Origin of the sequence: Mucilaginibacter sp. R-33, from assembly GCF_049949235.1 — a bacterium.
Taxonomy (GTDB): Bacteria; Bacteroidota; Bacteroidia; order Sphingobacteriales; family Sphingobacteriaceae; genus Mucilaginibacter.
This window is the reverse complement of record NZ_CP188089.1, coordinates 2,615,140-2,630,416: the sequence shown is the minus strand read 5'-3', so window position 1 is coordinate 2,630,416 and position 15,277 is coordinate 2,615,140. Positions and strand designations below refer to the sequence as shown.

The following is a 15,277-nucleotide window of genomic DNA, read 5'->3' as shown; positions in this document are numbered from 1 at the left end:
AAATTAAATGAAAAAAAGCAGACTGACGCTCTTCATTTTTATCGCACTGGTATTGGGTGTGGTAGCCGGTTATATTTATAACACCTATGTTTTTGCCGATTTGAATAAACAGCTCAGTACCGCCGGGACTGCAATTAAAGCTATTGATAAAAATATTGAAGCATTACCCGATACTACGGTTGCAGCCTACAAAGATCTTAAGTTACAAAGAATTGCCCAGGTTAAACTGCAAGGCCAGGCTACCGATGCACGGGAAGATAAACTTGAACTTTATAATATCCTGAGTAAGATCTTCCTCAATCTTATAAAAATGATTGTAGCCCCATTGGTGTTTACCACGTTGGTGGTAGGCGTTGCCAAGGTAGGGGATATCAAAGCCGTTGGCAGGATTGGCGGTAAAACCATGCTTTGGTTTATTAGCGCTACGCTGGTATCCCTATTATTAGGGATGCTATTGGTTAACCTGTTTGAACCAGGCAAAACCATGCACCTGCCGCTTCCGGATAGTCATTTAAGTACCGGTATCAAAAAAACGGCACTGTCGTTAACCGAATTTGTTGGTCACGTTTTTCCTAAGAGTTTTATTGAGGCGATGGCCAATAACGAGATTCTGCAGATTGTGGTGTTCTCCTTATTTTTTGGCGTAGCTACAGCTGCTATAGGCGAGCAGGGCAAAATAGTGATCAAGGCAATGGATGCCTTTGCCCATGTGATTATGAAGATCACCGGTTATGTAATGAAAATGGCTCCTTTAGCCGTATTTGGTGCCATAACTGCAGTAGTGGCCAAGCAGGGCCTAAGCGTACTTTCAACCTATGGTATTTTTATCAGCGAGTTTTATTTTTCGTTGATTGTGTTATGGTCGGTAATTATATTGGCTGGATACATTGTATTAAGAAAGCCTGTGTTCAGGCTGCTTAACAGTATTAAGGACGCTATGCTGATAGCATTCAGTACCTCGACAAGTGAGGCCGCTTATCCAAAAGTATTGGAAGAATTGGAGAGGTTTGGCTGCAGTAATAAAATAGTAAGCTTTGTATTGCCATTGGGTTATTCATTTAATTTGGATGGCTCTATGATGTATATGACCTTCGCGTCGTTGTTTTTGGCACAATCATATGATATTCATCTGTCATTCGGGCACCAGTTGTCTATGTTATTGGTGCTGATGCTTACCAGTAAAGGAGTGGCTGGTGTGCCAAGGGCTTCATTGGTGGTTATAGCGGGTACGTTGGCTATGTTTAATATCCCCGAAGCCGGCTTGTTTTTGCTAATAGGTATCGATCCGTTGTTGGATATGGGACGTTCGGCCACAAACGTATTAGGCAATGCAATGGCAACAGCCGTTGTGAGCAAGTGGGAAGGAGAAGAGGTAGGTACTCAAATAATAAGAGAATAAAGTATGCCGTCATTGCGAAGAACTATAGGGCAAATCCCAAAAAACAGTGATGATGGGAAAATATATTTTAGAGCAGGTGCGTATGGTCGCGTTAGGGATTGTAGTGAAAAGCCCACAGCGCGGGCTGGAATTGCGGGCAGGAAAGGCGAGGACTTGTAACGGAACGCCCGGGCCGCAGGCAACGCCCAAGTTTATAAACAAATAGAAAAATAATAATCGATAGCTTAGAAGTCAGCCATTCTAAAGAACGAAGACAGTCAACAAAAAGGGAACTCATTAATGCCTGTAAAATCAGTCATAGCTATTAATGATCTCTGGAAAGCATAGCCGCTCTGTAAAGTTCGCGATTGCTTCGTATCTCGCCATGACGGCTTGAAGAAATTAATCCAATAACTAAAAACTCAATAATTCACTAATTAATTACATATGTCTCCCCGTTTAAAAAAAGTATTCCTGATCATGACCGTTGTGGTACCGTTTATACTGTACTGCGTTTATTATTATGGTATGATGATCAAGAATGCACCATACCGTTTTGTTGATTTTGAATCGATCAGTTTCCAATATGGCCATAAGGACAGCCTTGTAAATAAATACGATTCACATACAGGCATGTTTCAATATCTCGACAAACGCGATTCGCTGGTGAAAGAGCATTTACGCTTGACTAAAGATGACCTTCTATACCTGCACCGTAAAGCGGCCGACCTGGGTTTCTGGGATTTTCCGTCGAAGGAAACGGGTGATACGTCGAAAGTTGCTGATGGCAAAGCCGTTCGGTACATCATTGAGTTCAAATACAAGGAAAAAACCAAGCGTGTGATCTTTGATACCGATTATTTTGGCAATCCTAAACTGATTGACGCTAATCAAAGGTTGATAGCCGAGATTCAAAAAAAACTAACTGATGTAGAGAATCGTGGTAAAAAATAAAATATCGGGATGTTGTTTATTAAATAATCAATCCCTATATTTGCACCTCGAAATTTAAAACAATATTTAACAAACATGTACGCAATAGTAAGTATAGCAGGACAGCAATTTAAAGTTGCCAAAGACCAGCAGATCTTTGTACACAGGTTACAAGGCGATGAAGGCGCTAGTATTGAATTTGACAGTGTATTGTTAGCAGAAAACGAAGGTAAATTCAAATTAGGTTCTGATTTGAAAGGCGCTAAAGTATCGGCTAAGATCGTGTCACATTTAAAAGGTGATAAAGTAATTATCTTCAAAAAGAAAAGAAGAAAAGGTTACAAAAAGAAAAACGGTCACCGTCAGCAATTTACCAAGATTGAGATCACCGGTATTACATTATAATTAAAGGTTGAACCGGAGTTGTTCTGCAATTCCATAAAAGATATAAGAAATGGCACATAAAAAAGGGGCCGGTAGTTCCAGAAACGGTCGTGAGTCACATAGCAAGCGTTTAGGTATCAAAATTTTCGGTGGTCAGCCAGCAATCGCAGGTAACATCATCGTACGTCAGCGTGGTACTAAACACAACCCAGGCTTAAACGTTGGTCTTGGTAAAGATCATACTTTATTTGCACTGGCTGAAGGTATCGTAGTTTTCAAAAAGAAAGCTGATAATCGTTCATACGTATCAGTAGTTCCATTTGAAGCTGCTGAAGTTGAAGAAGTAGCTGCACCTGCACCAAAAGCAAAAAAAGAAGCTGTAGCTGTTGAAGCTCCTGCTGCTGAAGAAGCTCCAAAAGCAAAGAAAGCTGCTGCACCAAAAGCTAAAAAAGAAGAAGCTGCTGATGCTGCTGAAGAAACTGTAGCTGAGTAATCAGTTAACAAATATTAGGATATAAAAAATCCCGGTCAGTTTTGATCGGGATTTTTTGTTTTGCAGATATTTCCGATTATCGCTCTTTTATCTTTTTTACAACAGCTGGTATATCGTTACCTTTTCCAAACAATACAGGTACAGAGTATAGGCAACGTACTGTTTTGCTCCTTTGCTGAGCCGGTTTCCATTTAGGGCCTCTTTTTATTATGTCGATGGCAAGCGAATCAGTTTCAGAAGTTAACCCTTTGGTTACATGGGTATTGGTAATACTGCCATTATTTTCTATAATGAAGGTAATAATGACCAATCCTGAATGCAGGTCTTTAAGTGGGGATTTTTTTATAGTATTCGATATATACTCTTTAAGTTTTTCAACACCACCAGGAAATTCCGGAAGTTGCTCAACCTCGGTATAAACTGAGGTGTCTATCTTCGTTGTCTGCGCTTTAACGGCGGGTAATAACATTACAAATAGAAATGCGATAAGTAGGACATGTTTCATCTTAAGATAGTAGTACTTTATTTATTCGACAATCAGTTTCTTTAAATAGTAAGTATCAGGATCGATAACCGGCATAGTTTTGCTGGTTACGGTGATGCCTTTTTTATCAAGTGTATACCGTTTGGTAACACCATCAGTAGTAATATCAACAGGTAAAGGCATATCTATATTTAACAACTGAACCTGGTATTTATCGCCCCGCTGGGCTTTTACGTGTACTTCCAGTTTATTGATGGAATAGATGTACAAATCAAACAGCGGCTTGAGATCCTGACCGGCAGCTTTGCTGAAATATTGGATCACATCATCAGTGCTTGCTAAATTGCTATAGGTGTAGCGGGGGTCGGTAACAAAACCTTTAAGGGTGGGGAAGAAGGTACTATCGCCCATAATATACCTGAGCGTATGCATAAAGAATGCACCTTTTCCATAAATATCACCATTATAAGCTGATTCTTCATCAATATCTTTCCCGATAACAATAGGGATTTTATTGCCGAATGAGAGTGCCGAGTTTTGGAAGAATTTGATGTAAGCTTTCTCACCTTCAAATTCCCTAACATAAAGTGCATCGCCATAGGTACAGATGCCTTCATGGATCCAGTAATCGGCCCAGTCTTTGGCGGTAACTTTGTTTCCCCACCATTCGTGGCCGAACTCGTGGTGCATCAGGCCGTCGTAATCTTCGCCGCCCACTTTGGCGTATTTGAATTTGGCGCCGTAAGCATTCATGGTTTGATGTTCCATGCCCAGGTGAGGTGTTTCGACTATGCCTATCTTTTCTTTTACCCAGGGATATTCACCAAAATATTTCTCCTGCTCCTTAATTGTTTTTACAAAGATATCAAGATGGTGCTCGGCCTTAGAGGCATGCTCTTTTAATACATAAAACTGGATTGGCACATTATGCCCATCTACAGTAGTATATGGACGAGCTACCACCGTATAATCACCGGCGTTAAATAAGATGCTGTAATTGTTGATAGTGTATTTGGTTTGCCAATGGAAAGTTGCTGTTCCTTTTTGCTTGCTTACTCCTTTTAATAGTCCCGGCCCGGCAACCATCAGGTCTTTAGGAACGGTGATAAACATATCTACACCCTCATTGGGTTCGTCAGAGGGATGATCCTTACAAGGGAAATACAATTTGCCGCCTGTACCTTCGGCCGTGATAGCCATCCACTGGTGCCCGGTTGAGTCGCGTGTCCAGATAAAACCGTCATCCCATGGTGGGCGACGGGCAACATGCGGTTTGCCACCATAAATCACTTTTACGCTTGCTTTACCTGCGGGCAATTCTTTGCCGGTATTAATAGTAATGAGATTGTTTTTATATTCAAAAGGTTCCTGTTTACCATTTACCAAAACCTTGCTGATGCTTAATGAATCTAACAGGTCAAACAATAAAACTTTGGTGGGCTTTGCCATGATTACATCAATGGTAGTAAAGCCATTAATATTTTTTTGAGCCGGGTCAACAGTTAGAGAAATGGTGTAATGCCGCACATCCATGATAGCTTGCTCTGGTTTGAGTTTGCCGCCTGAGGTGAGGGTTTGGGCATACGAGTTACATGCGAATGCAAGGAATATCAAAACGAAAAAAAACTTTTTTGTCATCATATTAATTGCTGCTACTGAATGAGATTGGAATAGAATATCGAACCCTTACAGGATGGCCATTTTGTAAGCCTGGTTGCCATTTGGGAGATATGCTCATAACACGGATAGCTTCGGCGTCAGTAGCTTCAGATAAACTTTTAACCACTTTAAAATCGGTGAGGCTTCCATCTTTTTCTATTACAAACGAAATATTTACTCTTCCTTCAACAGTCTCGCCTGTCGGATATTTTAAATTTTTAGCGATGAACCTGAAAAGTTTTTCAGGGCCACCCGGAAACTCGGGTATTTTCTCAACACTGTGAAAGGTAGTGTCGATCTTTTTTGTGGTATCTGTTTGCGCGCTAACGACTAAAGACATCATAGCGAAAATAGTTGCAAGTAGAATTCTCTTCATTTAGTTTTGCTCTTTAATGAAATTCATGATATTGATCAATTAACTTTTGTGCTATCCAAAACCTGCACTGCCTGCATGGTGAAAAACTGTATCGGGACGGAATATTTTGATTTAATAAAATGACCATCGCGCGTAGCCGGGATCCATTTTTCTGACAACTTAATTACCCGTATTGCCTCTTTGTTAAATGGATCACTCATGCCTTTAACAACTTTTACATCGGTTAAACGGCCATCGCTTTCAACAAAAAAGCTTATGGTAACAATGCCTTCTCCGCCGCTTACATCGTTTGGCCATTTCAAATTTTTGTTTAAAAATTCATGAAATGCTTTTTCACCACCACGAAAATGCGGTGGCGTAAGTTTTTGAGCTTTCGCACTTATTGAGCAAATAACGATGATAAGGATGGTTGAAAATTTCTTCACCCTTAAATATAACTCAATTCTCCCTCACCAGCAAGCCATCTGCAAAATCTCGCAGATATTGTTTATGATCTTCGGGCAAATTAATAGCATCAAGAGCTGCAAAAGCTTTATCGGCATACGTTTGCATTGCTTCTTCAGCATGCTGCCTGATATCAAGTTCGTTATAAATGTTGGTTATAGCTTTAACCTTTTCTGCAGTGTCAAATTCAGCTGCACTTAGCCATTGGTTTAGCGTTTGTGCCAGGCTGCCTTTTGTCAGTTCAAGGGCCCTTATCAGCAAAAAGGTTTTTTTATTGGAGATGATATCGCCGCCAACCTGCTTGCCAAACTTTTCCGGATCGCCGTAAACATCCAGAATATCATCCTGCAACTGGAAGGCAATACCAAGGTTAACCCCGAAGGAATCAATCAAATCAGCGTCGGTTAGAGCGGCACCGCCAATGATAGAACCGATCTTTAATGTGCCCCCTAACAGCACCGCCGTTTTAAGGCGGATCATGTTGATGTATTCATCGATACTTACGTCGTTACGCTGTTCAAAGCTCATATCAATTTGCTGGCCTTCGCACACGCCGGTCGCAGTATTGTTAAAAACATCAAGTACCTTACGTAAAATGCTGTCATCAACCTTCATCATCAGGCGGTTGGCTTCCACCATCATGGCATCGCCCGAAAGAATAGCAACGTTGGCGTTCCATTTTTCATGTACGGTTGCTTTGCCGCGGCGCAAAGGGGCTTTGTCCATAATATCATCATGCATCAGCGTGAAATTATGGAATACCTCTATAGCCAATGCAGGCTCAATAGCCTTGACAACATCGCCACCAAAAAGGTCGCAAGCCAGCAGGAGCAGGGCGGGGCGCATTCGTTTGCCGCCAATAGATAAAATATAGCTTATCGGTTCATACAGATCGGCGGGGTAAGCCGGGTAGCTTAGTTTGCCTACTGCATCATTTATTAGTAACTGTAACTCTGTAAGTTGTTTCATTTTTAAAGTGAGCGGTTGATTGGGTTGATTAGCTGAGTGGTCATCGTATTTTGTAAATCGACAATACCCTCAGCCAACCTTGTCAACCAATTTAAAAGCAACTGATTTATTGAATTGATCAGGCGAGTTGTGTATGGTTTTAACCTAAAAAACTACTCACTCAATCAACCATTTCACCAATCACTAATCCTGTACCAATATAAAGTCTATCTGTTTTTTGGTCAGATCAACCTGTTTTACCTTAATCTTTACTTCATCGCCCAGTTGGTAAATTTTCTTTTTACGCTGACCGATGATGGCATAGTTTTTTTCGTCCAAAGTATAAAAATCGTCCGAGATATCACGCAGGCGGATCATTCCTTCGCATTTATTTTCGATGATCTCTACATACATGCCCCATTCGGTAACACCCGATATGATGCCCATGAAGGTATTACCAACCTGGTCGCGAAGGTATTCAGCCTGTTTGTATTTTACTGAAGAACGCTCGGCATCTGCTGCTTTTTTCTCCATTAAAGAACTGTGCGAGCATAGTTTTTCATAGAACTCGGCATTGGCAGATTGACCGCCGTTTAAGTAATGGAACAGGAGCCTGTGTACCATTACATCCGGATAACGGCGAATTGGTGAGGTAAAATGCGTATAATGATCAAAAGCCAAACCGTAATGACTGCTGCTTTTAGTAGTATAAATAGCTTTGGCCATTGAGCGGATAGCCAGATGGGTTAACACGTTCTGCTCTTTTTTGCCCTCTACATCCTCCATCAGGTAATTGAGGGATTTTGCTGTTTCCTTGTCAGATTTAGTATTGATTTTATAACCAAACCTGGCTGCAAATTGGGCAAAATTGGCCAGCGCATCGGGCTTGGGCGAATCATGCACGCGATAAACAAAAGTGTATTTGTGCTTGCCCTTGCCCATTTTGCTTACACGTTCGGCTACTTTGCGGTTAGCAAGCAGCATGAAATCTTCGATTAGCTTGTGGGCGTCTTTACGCTCTTTTACGTAAACACCGATGGGTTTGCCTGTTTCATCCAGCTTAAATTTAACCTCGGTAGTTTCAAAGCTGATAGCGCCGTTTTTAAATTTACGGTCGCGAAGCTTATAAGCAAGTGCGTTGAGCCTGAATATTTCTTCCTTAAAATCGCCTTCGCCGGTTTCTATTACTTCCTGCACCTCTTCGTAGGTAAAACGCCTGTCGGAGTAAATGATGGTTTTGCCATACCATTCGGCAATGATATTGGCGTTCTCATCCATCTCAAACACTGCCGAAAAGCAGAGTTTTTCTTCTTTAGGACGAAGAGAGCAAAGCCCGTTTGATAATCTTTCCGGGAGCATTGGGATCACCCTGTCCACAAGGTAAACTGATGTGGCCCTGTCCAAAGCTTCTTTGTCTAAAGCCGAATCGGGAATGATGTAGTGTGATACGTCGGCAATGTGAACACCTACTTCGTAATTTCCGTTTTCCAGTACACGGTAGGATAGGGCATCATCAAAGTCTTTGGCATCAAATGGGTCGATGGTAAAGGTGGTGATGTTGCGGAAATCACGGCGTTTGGCAATTTCTTCGGGCGTGATCACAGCCGGAATTTCTTCAGCATCATGCTCAACCTCGGCAGGAAATGATAGCGGAAAACCATATTCGGCCAGGATGGCGTTCATTTCGGTATCGTTTTCGCCCTGCGCACCTAAGATATGTTTGATCCTGCCGACAGGGTTTTTAGCTTCCGTTGGCCAGTCGGTAATTTCGGCTACTGCCTTGATGCCATTTTTAGCCCCGTTAAGCTCAGAGATGGGAATAAAAATATCATGCATCATCTTGCGGTCATCAGGAATGAAAAACGCGTAGCGTTCTGAGAGTTTTACGATACCCGTAAACTCCATCTTGGCACGTTGCAGGATTTCAATAACCTCACCCTCTTTATGTTTGCCCTTGCTTTTGGCATATACGTAAACTTTTACCCGGTCGCCGTTAAGGGCGGTGCGAAGCTTACGCGGAGCGATGAAAATGTCACTTTCAAATTCATCATCAGTAACTATAAAGGCAGAACCATCATTGGTAAGGTCAACCACGCCTTCAATAAAGGTTTTAAGTTCAAGTAGTTGAAATTTACCTGGAGAGATCTCTTTTAATACCGATCTTTTAACCTCGTCTTTTAAGATGTCGTAGATGATCTCGCGCGATTCGGGGTCACGGACGTTTAATTTGGCAGAAACCTGTTTATAGTTGAGTGGCGTATTGCCGTTTTGTTCAAATATATCAAGTACCATTTGAGTAAGCACCTGGTGTATAGAAGAGTTGTTTTTCTTGCGTTTAGACATAGAATAGTATTTGCATCAAAGATACAGAATTTTGGGTACCCCATCTTGACGCAATAGTGATGGATAAAGCAGTTTTAATCAACCCGGTATTGAAGCGATCAGCCTTTTGGTGTATTCTTCTTTTGGGCGATAATAAATATCGTCGGGATAGCCGGTTTCCACTATCTCGCCTTTGTTCATCACCATCATCCGGTCGGAGATATGTTTAATCACGGCCAAATCATGCGAAATAAAGATATAGGTCAATTTAAGTTCGTCCTGAAGTTCGCGGATGAGGTTTAATACCTGGGCCTGAACCGATACATCAAGCGCCGAAACTGATTCATCGCAAATGATAAATTTAGGCTGGAGCGCCAAAGCCCGGGCAATAACAATCCGCTGCCTTTGCCCACCCGAAAACTCATGCGGATAACGGTCAAAGTGCGCGGGCAGCATGTTAACCCGTTCAAGCAGTTCCAGCACTTTTCGTTTGCGGGTTGTATCATTGCCGTAAAACTGATGTACCTGCAATGGCTCCATAAGTGATTGCCCAACGGTAAGCTTAGGATTTAATGATGAGTATGGATCCTGAAAAATGATCTGGATATCTTTTCTGATCTGTCTCAACTCATCCTTTTTAAGCCCGCGAAGATCAGTGCCGTCAAAAGAAACCTTGCCCGATGTTGGTTCTATCAACCTTAAAATGCTTCGCCCCAAAGTGGTTTTTCCACAGCCTGATTCGCCGACGAGGCCTAAGGTTTCGCCTGGATATACATCAAAGCTTACATTGTTCACTGCTTTTACAACATGATCTTTCCGTTTGAAAAATCCTGTATCAGTTGGAAACCAGGTGTTTAATTTATCTGCCTTTAACAAAGGCTGCTGTTCATATAGTTTACGCTTTCTGTCGGCGATTTCAGTGTCCGGGTAATGATATAATTCCCTGATGCTTTCTATAGTTACTGCGGGCCTGGCCCCATCCAGAAAATCGGCCACAACAGGGAGCTTTTTCAAATGCTGCTGCGGGGAAGGGCGGCAGGCCAGCAATCCTTTAGTGTAAGGGTGCCGGGGATTTGCGAATAGATCTTTTACCGCGGCTTCCTCTATAATCTCGCCTTTGTACATCACCAAAACCCGGTCGGCAATTTCTTTGATCACGCCCAAATCATGCGATATAAAGATCAGGCTCATGTGCCGTTCGGCTTTCAGCTTGTGCAGCAGTTCAATGATGGTTTTTTGCACGGTAACGTCAAGTGCGGTGGTGGGCTCATCGGCAATCAAAATCTCCGGGTTGCAGGCCAAAGCCATCGCTATCATTACCCGTTGTTTTTGTCCGCCCGAAATCTGGTGAGGATAGCTGTTGAATATGGCTTCGGGCCGCGGTAATTGTACTTCTTTAAACAGCTCAATGGTTTTTTGTTTAGCCTCGGCTTTACTTGATCCTAAATGCAACCTGATAGCTTCCGTAAGTTGAAAACCACAGGTAAGTACCGGGTTAAGCGAGGTCATGGGCTCCTGGAAAATCATGGCTACCTGGTTGCCGCGCACATGCCGCATTTCATCTTCCGATAATTTACACAGGCATACGCCATTTAAAAGCACAGAGCCGTCTATTACGGCCTGATCTTCATTGAGCAAACGCATCAGGGCAAGGGAGGTAACAGATTTGCCCGAGCCGGATTCGCCAACAATGCCAATTGTTTCGCCTTTGTTAAGTGTAAAAGAAATTCCCTTTACGGCTGTGAACTGGTCTTTACCATTCTTAAAACTAACCGACAGATCACTGACTTTAAGCATTATTAGCCTACTATGGTTATAAATTCGTCTGCTATCAGATCTTCGCCGCGGTAACGTCTTAATAGTTGTGCCGTAGCTATCACATCCTTTTGGCAATAAGCGCAAATCCGCTCCAACTGGTTTTCCTGCCAGTATACGCGGCCAACATCGCTGCCGTCGATGTCATCTTTAGGGGTTGGGATATCAAAAATTGTGGTAAGCAGGTTTAAGGAAGTGTAGTGTTTGTGATCACCAAACTTCCATAATTCCATGGTATCTAAATGAACAATCTCCCAGGGTTTCTTACCAGCTATTTGCAGTTGCGGCGGAAATGGCATGCCATTCACCAGTAAACGGCGGCAGAGGTACGGGAAGTCAAATTCCTTGCCATTATGAGCGCATAAAATAAGGTTGGGCGGCTGACTGAACAACAGGTTGCAGAACTTGCTAAGCAGCTCTTTTTCATCATGTGATGCAAAAGATTTTACCCTCAAGCCAAGGTTTTTCCCGGCAGTAAAGATCCCTGCCGAAATGCAAACTATTTTACCAAACTCGGCCCAAATGCCGGCGCGCTCATAATGAATGTCGGCAGGTTCATCTTTGCGTTGATGCCGGGTTTTTAGTTCCCATAAAACCTGTAGATTTTCGGGCAGTTGTTCGTGGGTGCTGTACTGCGGCACAGTTTCGATGTCAATTACCAATAAATTATGCAGATCGTACTGTTCAAGCATCCGGTTAAAAATATAGAGCCAATATAATGATAAAGTTAGTAGATGATTGCTGCGGACATTTAGTTTACAGAAAAATTAAAATCGATAAGTTGTGTTTTTTATTTCTTCAATACTTCAAACGCTATGCTGATAGTATTGCCGTTGCCATCAACCAACGTAAGAATATGTTTGCCCGGAGGTGGGTTTAAAGCCACCTGGTGAAAATCTTTGGTCTCGCCAACATATTGATCATCCAGGTGCCAAAAGACTTTCATACCTGGCTGGCGGTGTGCTGCGTTGCAAATCATGCGACCGCGGGTGCCGTCTGCTTCAAGGGGCACATATATTTTAGCGCCATTTTTAGGATAAATGATTTCCATTGTATTTCCATTTTCTGCCTGGGCGCAATCCGGGCGGAAAGGCGGGAGCACATGATATTGATAGTTCCTGGCTTTGTAATAATATTCCATAGATGGCGGCAACACAAACCAACTTTTATTGAGGATGTTGTACGGCGGCTCACAATTGCCGTTTACCTGCCATTTTGCATCGGCAGATAAATGCACCAATTGATGGTAAGGACAAACAGGGGCTTTCAGGCCGCTTTTGGGTACATATTGCTCATCTACATCCTGGCAATATTGTCCGGCACGGTAACCGCTTTGCCTGCACACATTTATTTTCACCATTTCTCCCACCGGCATTTCAAACCAATCACGCGATACGGGCAACAGCCTGAAAATCTCAAACAGGGCAGGTGCGGCGGTATTGATCCCTGTTAAGCCCGGTCGGCCCTCGCCATCGGTATTGCCAACCCAAACACCAACTACGTATTTTGGTGTAACGCCAATAGCCCAGCCGTCGCGAGAGCCAAAACTTGTACCGGTTTTCCAGGCCACGCGTTGGCTCGAGCTGAATTGCTGCCATAGCATTTCCTCGCCCGGCCGCATCACTTCCTCCATGGCCTGGAAGGTGTAATAAATAGATGCTGCATCCAACAGTCCGGACTTGTCAAGTTCAGTTTTGGCTGCGGGCTTCTTTTCATAAACAGGATTATGAAAATCTGCAGGGTTATACTTGCCACCGTTTTTGTTGTAATGATTGAGCACACGCGCCATATCGGCATAAGCGCCGCTTAATTCCCAAAGCGTGTTTTCACCCCCGCCCAATATTAACGACAGCCCATAATGATCGGCAGGTTTGGTTAAAGTGGTGATGCCTGCTTTATGCAAAAAAGCATAAAAGCGTTCGTATTTGTATTGCTGCAGCATTTTGACAGCCGGTACATTCAGCGAACGGGATAAGGCCCGCGATGCAGGTACGGCGCCGTCATAACCCAAATCAAAGTTTTCGGGATGATAACCCGCGATCATGGTAGGTACGTCAGGCATCAGGCTATTGGGTAATATCAACCCGTCGTGCAACATTGCCGCGTAAAGTAGTGGTTTCAGTGTGCTTCCGGGGCTTCGCGGAGCATCTATTACATCGACATCGCTCTCCATTTGCGGGTCCTCCCGATGGGATATGTTACCGGCATAGGCAAGTGTTGCACCTGTTTCAACATCAAGTACGATGGCGGCAATATTGTTGATATCGTTAGCCTTTAATAAACTATGGTGCTGCTCCAGGATATCGTTTACCTGTTGCTGAAGCGACGATTTGACGCTGCTTGTAATGCGGGTATCTCCGTCGGGCTTAGCCTGATGATCGGCTTTAAAACGTTGCAGCAGGTGCGGAGCAAGCTGAGGAAGGGCCATCGGTCTGTCGGGCACAGGCTCTAACCGGGCGAGGGCTGCAGTAGTACTATCAATGATACCAGCCTTATGCAATTTATCCAACAATGAATTCCGTTTGCGGAGCAGTATGGACCTGTTCCTGCCGGGATGTACCAGGGATGGCGAGTTAGGCAAAACAGCCATAGCCGCCATTTCGCCCCAGGAAAGTTTATCCGGGCTGCGGCCAAAATATCGCCAGGAGGCAGCATCCAGGCCAATAACATTGGTGCCGAAAGGGGCATTGCTGGTATATAAAGCTAAGATTTTACTTTTACTGCATGTTACCTCGAGGCGCATGGCCATGAAAATCTCTTTCAGTTTATTCCAGATGTTGCGTTTATGCCGGGTAGCCAGCCTGATTACCTGCATGGTAAGGGTACTGCCGCCGCTGCTTACCTTTTTTGAGCTCAGGTTTTGCTTGATGGCCCGGCTAAAAGCAACAATATCAAAGCCGGGGTGGTGCTCAAACCGTTTATCCTCAAAAGTGATAATGCACTGTTTGAATTTTTCGGGTACTGTGGGATTATAAGGAAAGCGCCATTGGCCATCATTTGCTATGGAAGCACCGAGTAACTGGCCCTGATCATCGTCAATTACGTAAGAGGTGGGACTATTAAATAAAGGATTGGGCAAACAAAACCAAAATATCAGGGTTAAAACAAACAAAAAGAAAAGCGAGACTATAACTTTAGGCTTTTTTAAATAACTTTTAGCTCGTTTTAGCACAAATTGCATTACTAAATATAAAAATATTAAGCCAGTTCAGGTTTATACAACTATAATTGTGGCAAAAATCTACCAGGCAATAATACAATAAATGACGATACAAAAATTATCAATTATTATTCCGGCTTACAACGAAGGTAATACCATACATTTAATTTTGGATAAAATTAAAGAGGTAAACCTCATCAACAATATTGAAAAAGAAGTGATCATTGTAAATGATTGCTCAAAGGATGATACTGAAGCAGCCATTTATAAATATAAACTTGCCAACCCCGAAGTTAACATTCAATACTTTAAGCACGAAGTAAACAAAGGTAAGGGAGCAGCTTTACATACAGGTATCGCAAAAGCTACAGGCGATTACCTGATCATCCAGGACGCCGACCTTGAATATGATCCGGCTGAATACAACGACCTGTTAAAGCCCGTGGTAGCGGGCTTTGCGGATGTGGTTTATGGTTCACGGTTTATGGGGAGCAACCCTCACCGCATCCTCTTTTTTTGGCATACTATTGGCAACAGGTGGCTTACCTTTGCTTCAAACATGTTTTCAAATCTTAATCTTACTGATATGGAAACATGCTATAAATTGTTCAATACCAAAGTTATTCAATCCATAAAGCTTACTGAAAAGCGCTTTGGCTTTGAGCCCGAGGTTACCCAAAAAATCTCGAGGGTACACCGCATCAGGATCTATGAGGTAGGCATTTCTTATTATGGCCGTACTTATGAGGAAGGCAAAAAGATAGGATGGAAGGATGGGGTTAGGGCTATTTACTGTATCCTTAAATATGGTTTGTTTAAATCAAAGTAAGAGTTTCCTATAGTAGTAGCTTTCATAAACCGGATTTATTCTTCACTGAAAT

Annotated in this window: 14 protein-coding genes; 5 read left to right on the top strand and 9 right to left on the bottom strand. The window is 42.8% G+C overall.

Going from position 1 to position 15,277, the window contains the following annotated elements:
• Nucleotides 1–7 precede the first annotated feature (7 nt).
• The 4 genes from ACP26M_RS11020 to rpmA all read left to right on the top strand — a co-directional run bounded on the left by ACP26M_RS11020 (nt 8) and on the right by rpmA (nt 3,188).
• On the top strand, nt 8–1,399 hold the full coding sequence (locus tag ACP26M_RS11020) for a dicarboxylate/amino acid:cation symporter (protein ID WP_426588797.1): 1,392 nt from the start codon (nt 8–10) through the stop codon (nt 1,397–1,399).
• Nucleotides 1,400–1,825: 426 nt separating this feature from the next.
• Nucleotides 1,826–2,332, top strand: a complete 507-nt coding sequence (locus ACP26M_RS11015; RefSeq protein ID WP_176624186.1) for a hypothetical protein — start codon at nt 1,826–1,828, stop codon at nt 2,330–2,332.
• A 75-nt stretch (nt 2,333–2,407) separates the two neighbouring features.
• Nucleotides 2,408–2,716 carry a 50S ribosomal protein L21 gene (gene rplU, locus ACP26M_RS11010; protein WP_090467954.1) on the top strand — a complete coding sequence of 103 codons (309 nt, stop codon included), beginning with the start codon at nt 2,408–2,410 and terminating at the stop codon, nt 2,714–2,716.
• A gap of 49 nt (nt 2,717–2,765) precedes the next feature.
• Nucleotides 2,766–3,188 (top strand): 50S ribosomal protein L27, encoded by a 423-nt coding sequence (gene rpmA, locus ACP26M_RS11005; RefSeq protein WP_110583361.1) that lies wholly within the window; start codon nt 2,766–2,768, stop codon nt 3,186–3,188.
• A 76-nt stretch (nt 3,189–3,264) separates the two neighbouring features.
• Here rpmA and ACP26M_RS11000 read toward each other — a convergent pair whose 3' ends face one another.
• The 9 genes from ACP26M_RS11000 to pbpC form a co-directional block, all read right to left on the bottom strand.
• Entirely contained in the window at nt 3,265–3,693 is a 429-nt protein-coding gene (locus tag ACP26M_RS11000) for an energy transducer TonB (RefSeq protein WP_426588793.1), read from the bottom strand.
• Between the two features lie 21 nt (nt 3,694–3,714).
• Nucleotides 3,715–5,310, bottom strand: a complete 1,596-nt coding sequence (locus ACP26M_RS10995) for a M1 family metallopeptidase (protein WP_426588791.1) — start codon at nt 5,308–5,310, stop codon at nt 3,715–3,717.
• A 4-nt stretch (nt 5,311–5,314) separates the two neighbouring features.
• Nucleotides 5,315–5,707 (bottom strand): energy transducer TonB, encoded by a 393-nt coding sequence (locus tag ACP26M_RS10990; protein ID WP_426588789.1) that lies wholly within the window; start codon nt 5,705–5,707, stop codon nt 5,315–5,317.
• Between the two features lie 35 nt (nt 5,708–5,742).
• Nucleotides 5,743–6,132: an energy transducer TonB gene (locus tag ACP26M_RS10985; protein WP_426588787.1), complete on the bottom strand. Its 390-nt coding sequence runs from the start codon at nt 6,130–6,132 to the stop codon at nt 5,743–5,745.
• A gap of 13 nt (nt 6,133–6,145) precedes the next feature.
• Nucleotides 6,146–7,120 (bottom strand): polyprenyl synthetase family protein, encoded by a 975-nt coding sequence (locus ACP26M_RS10980; RefSeq protein WP_426588785.1) that lies wholly within the window; start codon nt 7,118–7,120, stop codon nt 6,146–6,148.
• 183 nt (nt 7,121–7,303) lie between these two features.
• Nucleotides 7,304–9,442, bottom strand: a complete 2,139-nt coding sequence (gene rnr, locus ACP26M_RS10975; RefSeq protein ID WP_426588783.1) for a ribonuclease R — start codon at nt 9,440–9,442, stop codon at nt 7,304–7,306.
• Nucleotides 9,443–9,520: 78 nt separating this feature from the next.
• Nucleotides 9,521–11,218 (bottom strand): ABC transporter ATP-binding protein, encoded by a 1,698-nt coding sequence (locus ACP26M_RS10970; protein ID WP_426588781.1) that lies wholly within the window; start codon nt 11,216–11,218, stop codon nt 9,521–9,523.
• 2 nt (nt 11,219–11,220) lie between these two features.
• A complete protein-coding gene (locus ACP26M_RS10965) occupies nt 11,221–11,928 on the bottom strand; it encodes a 3'-5' exonuclease (protein ID WP_426588779.1) in 708 nt (235 codons plus the stop codon).
• A gap of 98 nt (nt 11,929–12,026) precedes the next feature.
• Nucleotides 12,027–14,315 carry a penicillin-binding protein 1C gene (gene pbpC, locus ACP26M_RS10960; protein ID WP_426588777.1) on the bottom strand — a complete coding sequence of 763 codons (2,289 nt, stop codon included), beginning with the start codon at nt 14,313–14,315 and terminating at the stop codon, nt 12,027–12,029.
• A 184-nt stretch (nt 14,316–14,499) separates the two neighbouring features.
• Here pbpC and ACP26M_RS10955 point away from each other — a divergent pair, with 184 nt between their 5' ends.
• The gene (locus ACP26M_RS10955) at nt 14,500–15,225 is read left to right on the top strand and encodes a glycosyltransferase family 2 protein (RefSeq protein ID WP_426588775.1); all 726 of its coding nucleotides are present in this window, start codon (nt 14,500–14,502) and stop codon (nt 15,223–15,225) included.
• Nucleotides 15,226–15,277 lie beyond the last annotated feature (52 nt).